Annotated in this window: 7 protein-coding genes; 6 read left to right on the top strand and 1 reads right to left on the bottom strand. The window is 74.9% G+C overall.

Annotated elements, in window-relative coordinates; all coding sequences use genetic code 11:
- Positions 1-2 precede the first annotated feature (2 nt).
- Complete coding sequence (locus ABT006_RS09200) at positions 3-2,879, bottom strand: condensation domain-containing protein (protein ID WP_350704522.1); 2,877 nt, start codon at positions 2,877-2,879, stop codon at positions 3-5.
- 181 nt (positions 2,880-3,060) lie between these two features.
- Between ABT006_RS09200 and ABT006_RS09195 the strand changes: the two genes are divergently transcribed.
- The 6 genes from ABT006_RS09195 (at position 3,061) to ABT006_RS09170 (ending at position 16,536) form a co-directional block, all read left to right on the top strand.
- Entirely contained in the window at positions 3,061-8,616 is a 5,556-nt protein-coding gene (locus ABT006_RS09195) for a non-ribosomal peptide synthetase/MFS transporter (protein WP_350704520.1), read from the top strand.
- A 1-nt stretch (position 8,617) separates the two neighbouring features.
- Entirely contained in the window at positions 8,618-10,123 is a 1,506-nt protein-coding gene (locus ABT006_RS09190) for a class I adenylate-forming enzyme family protein (RefSeq protein ID WP_350704518.1), read from the top strand.
- A gap of 26 nt (positions 10,124-10,149) precedes the next feature.
- Positions 10,150-13,236: a non-ribosomal peptide synthetase gene (locus ABT006_RS09185; protein WP_350704516.1), complete on the top strand. Its 3,087-nt coding sequence runs from the start codon at positions 10,150-10,152 to the stop codon at positions 13,234-13,236.
- Between the two features lies 1 nt (position 13,237).
- Positions 13,238-13,531, top strand: coding sequence for an acyl carrier protein (locus tag ABT006_RS09180; protein WP_350704514.1), 294 nt, complete (start codon positions 13,238-13,240; stop codon positions 13,529-13,531).
- 112 nt (positions 13,532-13,643) lie between these two features.
- Entirely contained in the window at positions 13,644-15,455 is a 1,812-nt protein-coding gene (locus tag ABT006_RS09175; RefSeq protein ID WP_350704512.1) for a hypothetical protein, read from the top strand.
- A 364-nt stretch (positions 15,456-15,819) separates the two neighbouring features.
- Positions 15,820-16,536, top strand: a complete 717-nt coding sequence (locus tag ABT006_RS09170) for an SCO2525 family SAM-dependent methyltransferase (RefSeq protein ID WP_350704510.1) — start codon at positions 15,820-15,822, stop codon at positions 16,534-16,536.
- Positions 16,537-16,757 lie beyond the last annotated feature (221 nt).

The following is a 16,757-nucleotide window of genomic DNA, read 5'->3' as shown; positions in this document are numbered from 1 at the left end:
GTTCAACGAGCAGCCGCGCTGCGCGTCGTGTCGTCGAAGGCCGCCTCGACCAGCAGCGCCTCGACGCCGCGCAGCAACCCCTCGGCCCGCAGGGGCGGGAGGTACCGGGTGTCGGCGGTGACGATCAGCTCGACCGCGCCGGGCGCGTCGCGCACCTGGAGGCGGCAGCGCCAGGGGAACTGCGCCAGGTCCGGCAGCCACCGGACGGTGCTTCGGGCCAGCATGGCCCGCACGTCGGCCTCGTCCGGGCCGGCCGTCGAGGGTCGGGCGGGGCGCGACAGGCGGGCGTCGTTGAGGTAGCAGAACGGGGCCAGGAAGGTCCGGTGGTCGTGGCCCAGCTCGGTGACCGCCTGCTCCCACGCCGCCGGGTCGTAGTAGGCGTGCCGGTAGGCGTCCAGGGCCGAGCGTCGCGTACGGGACAGCAGCTCGGCGAAGCCGGGCCGGTCGGCCAGATCCACCCGGCAGAACCCGATCTGGTTCAGGGTGCCGACGGCGCGGTCGTGGTCGGGCTGGAAGCGGTTGTTGGCCATGACGACGATTCCGCAGGCGCCCCGCCCGCTGCCCGCGTCCAGCACGGCGGCGGTCGCCGCCAGCAGGGCGTCGGAGGTGCTGACCCGGTGGCGGGCCGCCACCAGCCCGGTCGCGTGGTGCAGCGCCGGGGACACCAGCGAACCGCGCAGGTGACGGGACTCCGCCGCGGTCGGGTCGGGGTCGGACAGGCTCCCGGTGAGGCCGTCCAACTGCCGGACCCAGTACGCCACGGCCCGCTGCGAGCGCCCTGTCCCGACGCGGCGCTCCCGCTCGGCGAGGTCCAGCGACTGAAGGCCGGGCGGCGTGTCCGGCGCGCCGCGCAGCAGCAGCGTCCGCAGGTCACGCAGCACGGTGTCGGCGGCGTGCAGGTCCACGACGGAGTGGCTGAACACCACGACGATCTGCCGTACCCGGTCGTCGACCGTGACCAGCGCGACGCGCAGCGGCCACTCGGCGACGTGGTCGAAGCGCGGCTCGCGCAGCCGGGCGGTCAGGGCGGCCGCGGCACGCCGGCCGTGGGGGTCGTCGGCCGGTCGGGCCACGGCGTGGACGAGGACCGGCAGCCGGCCCGTCGCCGCCGCCTCCTGGTGCAGCTCGCGGTCCCGGAGGCGGAACCGGGTACGCAGCGACTCGTGCCGGGCGACCAGCGCGCCGACGGAGTCCAGCGCCCGGGGCACGGTGACGTCGGCCCGAGCGGGGACCGTCAGGGTGCGGGGGAGGGCCAGCACCCGGTAGGCGGCGGGGGAGTCGAACTCCTCGACGGTGCGCCACATCGCGCGTTGCCCCCAGGTCAGCGGCGCACTCGCGGCGCGTCCGCCCTGGAACGACGCGTACGCCACCTGCTCGGTGCCCGTGACGTCGCCGCCGCGGTCCGGCACGCGGTGCCCGGCCACGACGTCGTCGTCGACGCCGCCGCCGGGGGCGACCGGCCCGGCGGCGGCCGGGAGCCCGGCGCGGGCGGCCGACCACGGCCACGGCACCGCCGCGAAGGCCGCCTCGACCAGCAGTTCCTCCAGCCCGCGCAGGAACGGCTCGACGGCGTCCGTCGGAAGGTGGCGGGTGTCGGCGGTGAGCGTGACGCCGACCCCGGCCGGCTCGTCGACCACGTGGGCCAGCAGGTGCCAGGCCGCCTGCTGGAGGCCGGCGGTCCAGGAGAAGGTGCTGCGCTCCATGGCCGCCCGTAGCTCGCCGGGGGTCACCCGGGGCGCCGGCTCGGCACCGCCGGTGGCCAGCCGGACGTCGTTGAAGTAGTGGTACGGCTGGAACGCCGAGTCGAGGTCGACGCCCTGGGCCTCGAAGGCGTGGCGCAGGGCGGGCGGTGCGTAGTAGGCGTGCCGCAGGCCGTCCAGGGACGCGGCCCAGACCCGGGACACCAGCTCGCCGAAGTCGGGACGCCCGGTCAGGTCCACCACGCAGAAGCCGATCTGGCCGAGGTTGGCCACCGCGTCGGCGTACTCGACGCGGAACCGGTTGTGGGCCATCGGGAACAGGCCGCACAGCTCGCGCCCCGAATCGCGGGCGGCCATCGCCGCGTACCCGGCCAGCAGCACCGCCGACACGCTGACCCGCTGCCGGGCGGCGATCAGCCGGGCGGCGGTGTCGATGGCGGAGGAGACCAGCACGCCCCGGCGCAGCGGAGGATCGAGCCCCGGCCCGGTCGGGGTCAGCGGCCGGCGGGGCAGGCGCTGGAACTGCCGCAGCCAGTACGCCACGGCCCGCTCCGAGCGGCGCCGGTCGGCCCCGTGCTGGTGGCGGGCCACCTCCGCCGACTGGGGGCCGGGCGGCGTGGGCAGGGGGCCCCGGAGCAGGATCAGCCGCAGGTCGCGCAGCACCACCTCGGCGGCGTACGCGTCCACGGTGGTGTGGCTGAACACCACCACGATCTGCCGTACCCGGTCGTCGACCGTGACCAGCGCGACCCGCAGCGGCCACTCCTCGGCGTGGTCGAACGCGACGTCACCGAGGCGGCCGGCGGCCTCCCGGGCGGCCCCGGACCCGTCGTCGGCGCCGGCGCACACCAGCAGCGGCAGCACCCCGGCCGCCGCCGTCTCCTGGCGCGGCTCGCCGTCGCTCACCCGCAGCCGGGTGCGCAGCGCGGAGTGCCGGCCGACCAGCTCACCGACCGCGCGGGCCGCGGCGGCCACGTCCGCGCCGGCCCGCGCGGACACCGCCACGGTGCGCCGCAGGTTGAGGAAGCGGTGGTTGGATCCGAACCGGGTGAGCGCCCGCCACAGCACCTGCTGGGCCCAGGTCAGCGGCGCCGTTCCGGCCCCGGCGCCGGCGAACTCGACGTGCACGAGGGCATCCGACGCCCACTCGGCGGGCACGACCATGTCGGTGAATCGCATTCCCGACCGTACGACGGTCCCGTCCGGTTCCGGATCGCTCGATCATCTTGTCCATCGTGGACCAATCAGCTTCCGGATCGCTCGATCATGGTGTCCACCGTGGACCGATCAGCCGATCCACCCGGTTGGTTGCGGCGTGCAAACTACTGGCTCCCGTCCGTCACCGCAGCAGAGGGTACCCGTGACCAACGTTGACGTACCGTCGCGGAGCCCTGCCCTCGCGCCGGCCGCCACCCGTCCCCCCGCCGACCCCCGCCTGTCGTTCGGCCAGGAGCGGATCTGGTTCACCGAACAGCTCACCCCCGGCACCGCCGCGTACGTCGTCCACTCGACCACCCGGCTGCGCGGGCCGCTGGACGTCGACCTCCTGCGCGCCGCCCTCGACGCCACCGCCGGCCGGCACGACAGCCTGCGCATGCGGTTCGTCGAGAACGCCGACGGCGAGCCCGTCGTGCACGTGCTCCCGCAGGTGCGGGTGCCGGTGACCGTCACCGCCGCACCGTCGGAGGCCGCCGCCCGCGCGCTGGTGGCCGCCTCCGTCGCCACCCCCTTCGACCTCGGCCACGCCCCGCTGCTGCGGGCCCTCGTCGTCCGGCTCGGCGACGAGGAGCACCTCGTGCACCTCGCGATGCACCACATCGTCAGCGATGGCTGGTCACTGGACCTGCTCCTCGGCGAGCTCGCCGCCACCTACGCCGCGCTGCGCGACGGTGGCGTCCCACCCCCGGCCCCGGCCGTCGACTACGTCGACTACGCCGCCTGGCAGCGGGACCGGCTCGACGGGCCGGCCACCGGCGACGGCTTCGCGTACTGGACCCGCGCGCTGGCCGGGGTGCCTGCGCTGGAGCTGCCCACCGACCGGCCCCGGCCGGCCGTGCAGTCGTACGCCGGCGCCACGTACCGCTTCGCCCTCGACGCCGACCTCACCGACGGCCTGCGCCGGCTCAGCCGCGCCCACCGGGCCACCCTCTACATGACCCTGCTCACCGGTCTGCAGGCCGCGCTGTTCCGGTACAGCGGCCAGCGGGACTTCGCCGTCGGCACCCCGGTCGCCGGCCGGGTGGTGCCGGAGCTGGAGAACCTCGTCGGTCTCTTCGTCAACACCCTCGCCCTGCGCGCCGACCTCTCCCCGGTCGCCGCGACCGCCGACGCCCCGGCCGCCGAGCCCAGCTTCGCGGCCCTGCTGCGGCGCACCCGCACCACCGTGGTCCGGGCCCTGGCCCACCAGGAGATCCCGTTCGAACGGCTGGTCAAGGAGCTCAACGTCGCCCGCGACGTCAGCCGCGCCCCGGTGTTCCAGGTGTTGTTCACCCTCCAGAACTACGCCCACGGCGGCGACCGCTGGCCCGCCGGCCTGCACGCCGAGGGCGTCGGCACCGACGCCGCCACCGCCCGCTTCGACCTCTCGCTCTACGTGGGCGAGACCGCCGACGGCCTGCGCTGCATGGTCGTCCACAACACCGACCTGTTCGACACCGCCACCGTACGCCGGCTGGCCGGCAGCTTCGAGACGCTGTTGCGCGCCGCGGTCGCCCGGCCGGACCTGCCCGTCGTCGACCTGGACCTGATCGGTCCCGCCGAGCGGGACCGGGTGCTCGCCCTCGCCCGGCCCGAGCGTGGCGACGCCGGCGCGGACCGGGCACGCCATGACCACCGCGCCGACCACCCTGCCGCCGGCGACGGCGTCACCGGCCCGGCGGACACCCTGGCCGACCTCGTCACCCCCTTCGTCACCGCCACGCCCGACGCGCCGGCCGTGGTCTGCGGGCCGGACACGCTCACCTACCGGGAGATGGACCGACGGGCGAACCGGCTGGCGCACGTGCTGCGCGCCCGCGGTGTCGGCCCGGAGCGGCTGGTCGGGGTCCTGCTGGAGCAGTCCGTCGACCTGGCCGCGACGCTGCTCGGGGTGCTCCGCGCCGGCGGCGCGTACCTGCCGCTGGACCCGGAACAGCCCGCCGCCCGGCTGGCCCTGATGCTCGCCGACGCCCGCCCGACGGTGGTGCTCACCAGCGCGGACCTGCGGGACCTGCTGCCCGCCGACGCCCCGGCCGCCTGCCTCGACGAGATCGCCGTCGAGGCCGCCGCCGCGCCCGACACCGCACCGGAGACCGGGGCGACCGGCGGAAACCTCGCGTACGTCATCTACACCTCCGGCTCCACGGGCACGCCGAAGGGCGTCGCCGTGGGGCACCGGCAGGCGCTGCGCTACCTCGACGGGGTGGCCGACCGGTTCGCGGTCGTCCCGGCCGCCCGGTACGGGCTGCTCCAGTCGATGTCGTTCGACTTCAGCGTCACCCTCTTCTACCTGGCGCTGGCCACCGGCGGCGCGGTGCACCTGCTGCCCCGCCGCGGCACCGGCGCCGAACTGGCCGAGCGGCTGCGCGACGGGCACATCGACTACCTCAAGATCACCCCGTCGCACCTGGCGGCGCTCACCGCCGACGCCGAGCCGGCCGAGCTGCTGCCCGCCCGCGCGCTGATCCTCGGCGGCGAGGCGTCCGACCTGGAGCGCGTCGGCCCGCTCGCCGACGCCGGCCCGGCCCGGGTCTTCAACCACTACGGCCCCACCGAGGCCACCGTCGGCGTGGCCACCTACGAGGTGGTCGCCGACAGCCCGCGCACCGGCCCGGTGCCGATCGGCCGGCCCCTGCCGCACGCCCGCGTGTACGTGCTCGACGAGCGGATGCGCCCGGTGCCGGTCGGGGTGGCCGGCGAGCTGTACCTCGGCGGCGACCGGCTCGCGCGCGGCTACCTGAACCGACCCGGCCTCACCGCCGAGCGGTTCGTGCCCGACCCGTACGGGCCCCCGGGCGCCCGCCTCTACCGCACCGGCGACCTGGGCCGCTGGAACGCCGACGGGCAACTGGTCTTCCTCGGCCGCCGCGACCACCAGGTGAAGATCCGCGGCTACCGGGTCGAGCTGGGGGAGATCGAAGCCACCCTGCGGAACTGCCCCGGCGTACGGCAGGCAGCGGTGCTGCTGCGCGACGACCGGCTGGTGGCCTATCTGGAGCCGACGCCCGGCACGGACGGGCCGGACCCCGCGCGCCTGCGCCGCCGCCTCGCCGACCGGCTGCCCGAGCACATGGTGCCGACCCGCTGGATGGTCCTGGACCGGCTGCCGCTGCAGGAGCACGGCAAGGTCGACCGGCGGGCCCTGCCCGAGCCGACCGACGCACCGCCGGGCGGCGAGCGGGTGGCGCCGGTCGGGCCGGTGGAGACGCTCGTGGCCGGCATCTGGCGGGCCGTGCTGGGGGTGGCCGAGGTCGGCGCCACCGACGACTTCTTCGACCTGGGCGGGCACTCGCTGCTGGCCACCCAGGTGGTGGCCCGGCTGCGCCGGGAGCTGCCCGTCGTCGTGGGCGAAGCGCCGGCGGTCAGCGTGATGGACCTCTTCCGCCACCGCACCGTACGCGAGCTGGCCGCCCTCGTCGCCGAGGCCGGCGCCGGCCCCGCCGGGCTGCTGCACGAACTGACCCCGCCGGTGCCGTCCGCCGACCGGGTCGCGACCCTGGTCTGCGTCCCGTACGGCGGCGGCAGCGCCGTGGTGTACCAACCGCTGGCCGACGCGCTGCCGGCCGGGTACCGGCTGCTGTCGGTGGCCGTGCCCGGGCACGACATCGGCCTCGCCGACGAGCCCGCGCCCATCGCCGACGTCGCCGCCGACGTCGTCGCGGAGATCCTGGCCCGGGTGGAGGGCCCACTGATCCTCTACGGACACTGCGGCCCCGGCGGCGCGCTGGCCGTGGAGGTCGCCCGCCGGCTGGAGGCCGCCGGCCGGGACCTGCTGGCGGTGTACCTCGGCGCGGTCTTCCCGTTCGCCCGGCCGGCCGGCGGGCCGCTCGGTCCGCTGCTGCGGCTGCGGCTGGCCGAACGCCTGCGCAGCGACCGGATCTACCGCACCTGGCTGCAGGCGCAGGGCACCGCCGTCGGGTCGCTCGCGCCCGACGAGGTCCGGTTCCTGATCCGGGCGATGCGCCACGACGCCGAGGTCTCCGAGGACTACTTCACCGACCTGATGCGCCAGCGGGTCACCCCGCTGCGCGCGCCCGTCATCTCGGTGGTCGGCGAACGCGACCGCAGCACCGACTACCACGAGGAGCGGTACCGGGAGTGGCACCTCCTCACCGACCGCACCGCGCTGGTGGTGGTCGACGAGGGCGGGCACTACTTCCTCAAGTACCGGGCCGCCGAGCTGGCGGAGATCGTCACCGACGTGCACCGGCGCCTCGACGGGCCGCCACCCGCGTCGGCCGAACCGGACGCCGCTCGGCCCGCCTGGCAGCTCGCCGCCGTCTCCCACCGGCCCGCCGGCCCCCCACCACCGGGCGCGGACACCCCGGCGGACGCCGCGCCGCCGCCCAGCATGCGCCGCTTCGGCCTGGTCGCCGCCGGCCAGATCGTCTCCGGCCTGGGCACCGCGCTGACCACCTTCGCGATCCCGCTGTGGATCTACACCGAGACCGGGTCGCTCGCCCGGTTCGCCCTCTTCGCCGTGCTGGGCCTGCTGCCCGGCCTGCTCGTCGCCCCGCTGGCCGGGGCGCTGGTCGACCGGACCAGCCGGCGGCGCGTCCTGCTGCTGGCCAACGTCGCCGCCGGGGGCGCCAACGCGGTGCTGGCCGGGCTCGTGCTGGTCGACCGGGCCGAGGTGTGGCACTTCTATCCGCTGACGGCATGGCTGTCGGTGGCGCTGGCGTTCCAGCGCCTCGCGTTCGTCTCGGCGCTGCCGCAGCTGGTGCCCAAGCGCTACCTCGGCCACGCCAACGGCCTCACCCAGACCGCCGTCGGCCTCACCCAGTTCACCGTGCCGCTGCTCGCCGTGGCCCTGCTGCAGGCCGTCGGGCTGCGGGGCATCCTGCTCATCGACGTGGCGTCGTACCTGTTCGCGATCGGTGTCCTGGCGGTCGTGCGGTTCCCGCGCACCCTGGCGCTGCAACGGCGCGAGGGCATCGGCGCCGAGATCGTCGCCGGCTTCCGGTACTCGTTGCGCCGCCGGGAGTTCCGCGCCATGCTGGCGTTCTTCGCGGCGCTGAACTTCTTCCTGTTCCCGGTGCTGTTCCTGCTCTCCCCGCTCGTGCTCGGCTTCGCCGGCCTGGACGAGGTGGCCCGGGTCGCGCTCGCCGGCGGGGTCGGCGCGGCCGTCGGCGGCCTGGTGATGCTGATCTGGGGCGGCCCCCGCCGACGCCGGATGCGGGCGGTGCTGCTGGGCACCTGCGGCATCGCGGTGGCCGCCGTGCTGACCGGGCTGCGACCGAACCTGCTGCTCATCGGCGCGGGCGCGTTCGGCATCTACCTGGCCCTCGGCATCGTCAACGGCGTCTACCACACGATTATCCAGACCAAGGTGCCGGCGCGCGTCCACGGCCGGGTCTTCGCGCTCAACCAGATGGTCGCGCAGTCCACCCTGCCGCTGGGCTGGGGCGTCGTCGCCCCGTTCGCCGCCCGGGTCGCCGAGCCGATGCTGCTGCCCGACGGCGCGCTCGCCGCCACGGTCGGCGCGGTGATCGGCGTCGGTCCGGGCCGCGGCCACGGCCTGCTGTACGTGCTGTTCGGGGTGTGCATCGCGGCGACGGCGCTGGTGTCGCTGCTCACGCCGACCCTCGCCCGGTTCGACGACGAGGTGCCCGACGCGCCGCCGGACGACCTGGTCGGCATCGAGGAGCGCCGCGCCCGGGTCGCCGGTGTCCGGGAGCGCCGGGAACCCGCCGCCACGATCGGACGGAAGGCCGCCTGAGATGACCGCGACGACCACCGGCCGGGCCACTCTCCGTACCGTGCCCGAGCTGCTCGACTGGCGCACCAGCCTGCACCCCGACCAGGTCGCGGTCGAGGTGCACGGCGTGGCGACGCTGACCTTCGCCCAGTGGTCCGCCGGCGCGACCACCGTGGCCGCCGCGCTGCGGCACCGGGGCCTGTCCCGCGGCGACCGGGTCGGCCTGCTGTTCGGCGCCCGCGACTGGACCCGGTTCGCCGTGGCGTACTGCGGGGTGCTGCGGGCCGGCGGCGTCGCCGTGCCGCTGTCCGACCGGCTCGCCGCCGGGCAACTCGGGTACGCGCTGACCCACTGCGCGGCCACCGCCGTCCTGCACGGCGACGACACCCCCGCCCCGCCGGTACCGCCCGGCGTGTCGACCTGGACGGTGGGTGACCTGCTCGCCGGTCCCGGAACCGGCCTCGACCCCGCCGGCCCCCGCCCGGGCGACCTCGCCCAGATCCTCTACACCTCGGGCACCACGGGCCGCCCGAAGGGAGTGGCCGCCAACCACGCCAACCTCACCGTGGGCGCGCCGACCCACCCGCGCCGGCTGGCGCTGGCCCACTCGCAGCGGTTCCTGCACGCGTTCGCCATCGGCACCAACGCCGGGCAGACCATGCTGGCCAACGCGCTCACCGCGAAGGCCGCCGCGTTCACCCTGCCCCGGTTCACCCCGGCCCGGTTCGCCCGGCTGATCGAGACCGCCGGCACCGGGACCGTCTTCGTCGTCCCGTCGATCGCCGTCGAGCTGCTCGACTCCGGGGCGCTGCGCGGGCGGGACACCGGCGCCGTGCAGCTCATCGGCTCCACCGCCGCCCCGCTCGCCCCGGCGGTCGCGGCCCGGCTGGCCGAGGCGTTCCCGCAGGCCACGATCGTCAACTACTACACGTCGACGGAGGCGGCCCCGGCCCAGACCACGATGATCTACGACCCGTCCCGTCGGGACGCGGTCGGGCGGCCGGTGGGTGGGCAGTTGATGGTCGCCGACGCCGACGGGAACCCGCTGCCGGCCGGGGCCACCGGCGACGTGTGGCTGCGCGCCCCCCACCCCCGCGCGTACTACCGCGACGAGGCGGCCAACCGGGCCACCTTCCGCGACGGGTGGGTCAGGATGGGCGACGTCGGCCGGATGGACGCCGACGGCTACCTGTACCTCACCGACCGGCACCAGGACGTCGTCAAGACCGGCGCGTTCAAGGTCTCCACCATCGAGGTCGAGGCCGCCCTGCACGAGCATCCCCTGGTCGCCGAGGCGGCCGTCGTCGGCGTCCCGCACCCGGTGCTCGGTTCGGTCGTGGCCGCCGCCGTCGTGCCCCGCCCCCCGGCCGGCCCGGACGGGCTGTCCCTGCCGGTGCTGCGCGGTTTCCTCGCCGACCGGCTGGCCGACTACCAGCTGCCCGCCCGACTCCTGCTGCTGGACCGGCTGCCCCGCAACGAGGGCGGCAAGGTGCTCAAGCGGCAGCTCACCCACCTCTTCGACAACTGACCACCAGCACGACCATAGGAGCACATGTGGGTACCGCCGAGGCGACCTCCGCGCAGCACGCCGTCTGGTTCACCGAGCAGGCCGGCGTCGCCGGCACGGCCTACCACATGGCGTTGGGCGTACGGTTCGCCGCCGAACTCGACCGTCGGGCCCTCGTCGCGGCGTGCGCCGCGGTGGCCGAACAGCACCCGGTCCTGGCCGCCCGCGTCGTCACCGACGACGACGGCATCCCCCACCTGGCCCCTGCGGACACGCGCCCGGCGGTGATGGTCGGCGAGTGGACCGACGCCCGTGTCACCGAGGAGATCGCCCGCCCGCACGACCTGGGCACCGGCCCGCTGGCCCGGTTCGCCCTGCTGACCGCCGCCGACGGCAGCCACCTGCTGCTCGTCACCGCGCACCACCTGGCCTTCGACGGCACGTCCAAGGACGTGCTCGTCCGCGACCTGGCCGCCGCCTACGCCGCCGCCCGCGCCGGCGGCCCGGCCGCGCCGTCACCCCGCGCCGACGGGTACGCCGGCCTCGCCGCCGCCGAGCAGCAACGCGTCGTGGCCGACCTGCCCGCCGCCCGCGACCACTGGGCGCGGCACTGGTCCGGCCCCGGAGACGTCGTCCTGCCCGGCCTACGTCGGCTGCCCACCGCCGCGGAGCCCGGCGAGGCCGTGCCCCTGGACCTGCCCGCCGGCCTGGTCGACGGCGTCGACCGGGCCGCCCGGTCGATCGGGGTGACCCGCTTCGAGCTGCTGTTCGCCGTGCTGCACGCCCTGCTCGGGCGCTACGGCAACCAGGGCGCGCCGGTCGGGGCGGCCCTGTCCACCCGCACCCCCGACCAGGCCGACCGGGTCGGGCTGTTCGTCAACGAGCTGCCCGTCGCGGTCGCCCCGGCGCGGGGCACGTTCCGCGACCACGCCCTCGCCGTCCGGGCCCGGCTGCGCGAGACGTACCGGCACCGCGCCGTGCCGCTGGCCCACGCCGTGCCCGGGTTGCGGCCCGCCCCGGCCCTGACCCCGGTCAGCGTCGCCTACCGGCGGCGCGGTGCGGAACCGAGGTTCCCCGGAGTGGCCAGCGAGGTCGACTGGACCCTGTTCTGCGGCGCCGCCCGCAACGCCCTGCACGTGCAGATCGTCGACGCCCCGACAGGCGTCACGGTGAGCCTCCAGCACAGCCCGGCGGCCATCGACACCGACTCCGTACGCCGGATCGGCGGGCACCTGCGCACCATGCTCGCCGCGGCGGTCGCCGAACCCGACCGCCCCGTGGCGGACCTGCCGCTGCTGCCCGCCGACGAACTCGACCGGGTCACCCGCGCCGTCAACGACACCGTCCGGGCGTACCCCGCCGTGACGGTGCCGGTCCTGTTCGCCGCCCGGGTCGCCGCAGAACCGGACGCGCCGGCCCTGGTCGACGGCGACATGACGCTGACCTACGCCCAGCTCGACGCCGCCGTCCTCCGGCTCGCCGCGCTGCTGCGCCAGCGCGCGGTCGGCCCCGGCACACTGGTGGCCGTCGCGCTGGACCGCTCCTGGCAGGCGGTGGTGACCGTGCTGGCGGTGCTGCACTGCCGCGCCGCCTACCTGCCGGTCGACCCGGGCAACCCGCCGGCCCGGCGGGCGGCGATCCTCGCCGACGCCGCCCCGGCGCTGGTCGTGACGGGCCCCGCCGTCGAGACGGGCCGGCCCACCCTCGCCCTCGACGGGACCGACCTGCTCCACGGCCCGGTCCCGACCGGACCCGCCGACGGGCCGCCGGACGCCGACGATCTCGCGTACGTGCTCTACACCTCCGGGTCGACCGGCCGGCCCAAGGGCGTGGCGGTGCGGCACGGCGCGTTGGCGAACCTGCTGCTGGGCGTCCGCGACCTGCTGGGCAGCGGGCCACGGGACCGGTGGCTGCACCTGACGTCGCTGTCGTTCGACATCTCCACCGTGGAGGTGTTCCTGCCGCTGGTCACCGGCGGCCGGGTGGTCGTCGCCTCGGCCGTCAGCGCGCTGGACGGCGCGGGCGTGCTGCGGCTGGTCCGCGACACCGGCGTGACCCACGCCCAGGCCACCCCGTCCGGCTGGCGGGTGCTGCTGGACGCCGGCCTCGGCGTGCCGGCCCCGGACGCCGGGGACACGCCGGCGCCGCTGGTCGCGGTCGCCGGCGGGGAGACGCTGCCGGTCGCCCTCGCGCGGGACCTGCGGGCCCGCACCGCCCGCCTGGTCAACGGGTACGGGCCCACGGAGGCGACCGTCTACGCGACCATGGCGGAGATCCCCGCCGGTCTCGACGAGGTCACCATCGGTCGGCCGCTGCCGAACGTGCGGGCGTACGTCCTGGACGAGGCCCGCCGACCGGTGCCGCTCGGGGTGCCCGGCGAGCTGCACCTGGCCGGCGCGGGGCTGGCCACCGGCTACCTGGGGCAGGACGACCTCACCGCCGAGCGGTTCGTGCCGGACCCGTTCGGGCGGGCCGGCGAGCGGCTCTACCGCACCGGCGACCGCTGCCGGTGGCTGCCCGACGGGCGGATCGAGTTCCTCGGTCGCGTCGACGACCAGGTCAAGATCCGGGGGCACCGGGTCGAGCTGGGGGAGATCGACGCCCGGCTCCTCGACCATCCGGCCGTGGCCGCGGCGGCCACCGCGCTGCGGCACGACGCGGACGAGCCGCGCCTCGTCGCGTACGTGGTGTGCCGCGCCGGGGCCGCCGCGCAGCCGGCGGAGCTGCGACAGCACCTGGCGCTGAGCCTGCCGCAGGCCGTGCTGCCCACCGACTACGTGACGCTCGACCGGCTGCCGCTGAACCCGAACGGGAAAGTCGACCGGGCCGCGCTGCCCGCCCCCGCGCCCAGGGAGCCGGTCGGGGCGGCCCCGGGCGGGACCGCTGCCGACGGAACCGGCGACGACCCGGTGGTGGAGCAGCTGCGCCAGATCTGGCAGGAGGTGCTGCGCGTCCCCGACATCGGTGTGCACGAGGACCTGTTCGACCTGGGCGGGCACTCGCTGACCATCACCCGGATCAGCGGCCGGATCCAGCAGCGGCTCGGGGTCGAGGTGCCGCTGGACGACTTCTTCGAGACCCCGACCATCGCCGAGATCGCCGAGATCGTCCGGCAGTCCGCAAAGGAGTTCTGACATGGGTGGCACCGACCTGCGCGAGCGGATCGCGGAGCTGGTGAGCGAGGCCACGACCGGGGAGGTCGCGGCGGCCGACGTGCTGGCCGGCGGGTCGATGGTCGCGCTCGGCGTGGACTCCCTCGGCCTGCTGCGCCTGGTCGACGCGATCGAGCTGGAGTACGGCGTCGAGGTGGACCTGAACGGTCCCGGCCGCACCCTGGACACCCTCGACGACCTCGTGGCGCTGGTGAGCGTGGCAGGGGCCGGGCGAGCTGCCACCGGATCCGGTGGGACGGGCGGGCCGCTGAGCTGATCCGCCCGCGTCCCTTTCCCATCGTCCGCGACGCGCAAAGTCTGACGGGTCGCGGGTCGTGGCCCGGTCCGGGGGATCGCGGTAGATGGCGTGGCTGTCCATCATTGGTGCCATGACGTCGGTAGGTCGCCAGCGGGTACGGAATGCGGACCGTCGAGCGCACAGTCGTGTCGAGCAGCGACTGATCAAGTCCGTCGCCTGCGGCGAGGTGCTCGACCTGGCCGGTGACGGGCCGGTCGACGAGGCAGCGATGCGGTCCTGGGGCGAGGAGCGGACGGTCTCGGCTTCGGTCATCCGCGAGCTCGTCCGCGGCCGTCTGGTCAGCGAACCCGACCCACACGGTCTGCGGCTACGCGGAGCCCGGATCGCCGGTCAGATCGATCTGGAGAACATCACCAGTGACCTGGCGCTGGAGCTGCGCGACTGTCTCCTGCCCAGCGGCCTGAATCTCCGCAACGCCCAACTGTCGGCGGTTGCCCTGACCGGGTGCCGCATCGAGCAAGCGGCAGATTCGGACGACGCGCCAGTCGACGCCACACGCTTCGCCGCGCGGGTGCTCTCGCTCGAAGGGAGCACCGCCACCAGCGCCAGCGAGCTGGGCACGGTCCGGCTCCTCGCAGCCCACCTCGGCACACTGGACTGCAGCGGAGCGCGGCTCGAGAACGCCTCCGGACCCGCCCTCGACGCCGACGGGCTCAAGGTCGACCAGAGCGTGTTCCTGCGCGGGTCCACCGCCACCGGCGCCGGCGAGCGAGGCACGGTCCGGCTACTCGGTGCCCACCTCGGCGGCCAACTGAACTGCAGCGGAGCGCGGCTGCGGAACACCACCGGACCCGCCCTCAACGCCGACCGCCTCCAGGTCGACCAGGACGTGTTCCTGCTCGGCGGGTTCACCGCCACCAGCGCCAGCGAACAGGGCACGGTCCGGCTACTCGGTGCCCACCTCGGCACATTGCACTGCACCGGGGCACGGCTGATGAACACCAGCGGACCCGCCCTCGAAGCCGACCACCTCCAGGTCGACCGGGACGTGGCCCTGGACGATCGGTTCACCGCCACCAGCGCCAGCGAGCTGGGCACGATCCAGCTGCCCGGTGCCCACATCGGCGGCGTCCTGTACTGCGGCGGAGCGCGGCTGGAGAACGCCACCGGACCTGCCCTCAACACCGACGGCCTCCGCGTCGACCAGGACGTGATGCTGGACGACGGGTTCACCGCCACCAGCGCAGACGGCCAGGCCGTGCTCGTGTTGACCGGTACGCGGATCGGCGGGACCTTCCGCCTCGACACCGACCGAACGACGCACACGGCACCGGACCAGGGATCGCTGATCGAGTTGGACGGGCTCACCTACAGCGGGCTGCCGCGGCCAGCGTCACTGCCGCGCTGGCTGACCCTGCTGCGCGAGCACACCCCCGGCTACGCAGCCCAGCCCTACCAGCACCTCGCCGCCGCCTACCGTGCCGCCGGCCACGACCGCGACGCCCGCACGATTCTCATCGCCCAACGCCGCGACCAGATCCAGCGCGCCGGACTGGCCGGCTCCGAACGGGCCTGGGGCCGCCTCACCGGCATCACCCTCGGATACGGCTACCAGCCCTGGCGCGCCCTGCTCCTGCTCCTCGCCACGCTTGCGGCCGCGGTCACCCTCAGCGTCACCGGCGGCCACCACGGCGGGCTGGCCCAGAAGCCGGCGATCACCGGAGAAGCCGCAGCCACCGCCTGCACCACCATCGACCAGATCGGCGTGGGCCTCGACCTCGGCACCCCACTGATCAAAACCGGCGCCCGTGACCGCTGCCAACCCACCGACACCCCCGCCGGCCAAACCCTCACCATCGCCAGCTGGTTCCTGCAACTGCTCGCCTGGACCTTCGCCACCCTCTTCATCGCCGGCTTCACCAGCGCAGTCCGCAAGACCTGACTCAACCCACCGAGCTGCAGAGCACCTGACCACGAAAACGTCCTACCTTCACTGACAGGTTCCGCGGCGCCGCTGGCTTTCGATATCGGATGTCCGTCAAAGCGGATCAGGCCCACGCCTCGGCCGGGTGAACTGGGGAGGGCAAGGCGAACATCGTCCGGTCCTGGAGTTGGTGAAGTGCCGCTGCTTGCAAGCAAACACCACCTTCGATACACAATGGTCAGTGAGAAGGAGCGCGCCGGAACGACGATCATTGTGATCCGCCGACATCGATGGAGGCCCGTCCATGACGTTGACCCCGGCGGCTGGCGGCGGTTGCGGCGAGTCGTCGACGCCAACCCCGCCGATCCAGTCTCCGAGGCCGGTGAATTCCGACGTCGAGTGGGACAGCTTCGACCCCCAGGCATACGTCCGGCACAACTACGCGGTCCTGCGTGCCGACGATCGTGAGATCCTCTGCCGTACCAGAGATTTTCTCGCCGAGGCGAAGCTCTCCGGCGCGCGCTGTGTCGACGTGGGGTCGGGGGCGAACCTCTACCCGGCGCTGTCGCTTCTGCCGTTCGCGCGCACGATCGACCTGTGTGACTGGTCGATGTCGAATGTGAGCTGGCTGCGTACGCAGGTCGACAGCTACGACGAACTCTGGGACCCGTACTGGCAGGTGTGCGCGGAGCATCCGGCGTACTCGGCGCTGACCGATCCGCGGGGCCGCCTGGCGCGGGTGGGCCGAGTGCTGAGGACAAGTGTCTTCGACGCGCCGAGGCACGCCTGGGACGCCGGCACGATGTTCTTCGTGGCCTGCTCCATCTCGGCCGACCGCGCGGAGGCCGAGCGCGCGATCGGCCGGTTCCTCGACGCGCTGCGGCCCGGCTCGCCCTTTGCCGTGGCGGTCATGCTCGGCTCCCGCGGCTACCGCGTCGGCCAGCGATTGTTCCCGGCCGTGGCGCTGCAGCGCGCCGAGGTGGTGGCCAGCATCGCGGCCGGCGCGTACGACCTGGCCGTCCACGAGGTGCGGCTCACACCGCCGCTGCGTGACGGGTACCTGAGCATGCTGCTGACCACCGGCCGTACCCGCGGTTAGTGCCGACGCCCGATCATGGGAGGCGCCGGCGGCGTGGGATTCACCCGGCCTACCAGTACGGGCATTCACGCCGCCGATGGGCCGGGTTGCCGACACGCGGCCATCGAAGCTGTTCGAGTGGCACTCGACTGGCCCGCTACCATGTTGTTGCGCGTCATTGTGGATCACCGTAGATCATCGTGTGAACGGCAACATCGGCAGTTTCGAGTCGACGACTACAG

Origin of the sequence: Micromonospora sp. NPDC002717, assembly GCF_040295705.1 — a bacterium.
Classification (GTDB): domain Bacteria; phylum Actinomycetota; class Actinomycetes; order Mycobacteriales; family Micromonosporaceae; genus Micromonospora.
This window is presented reverse-complemented; position numbering and strand designations above follow the sequence as displayed.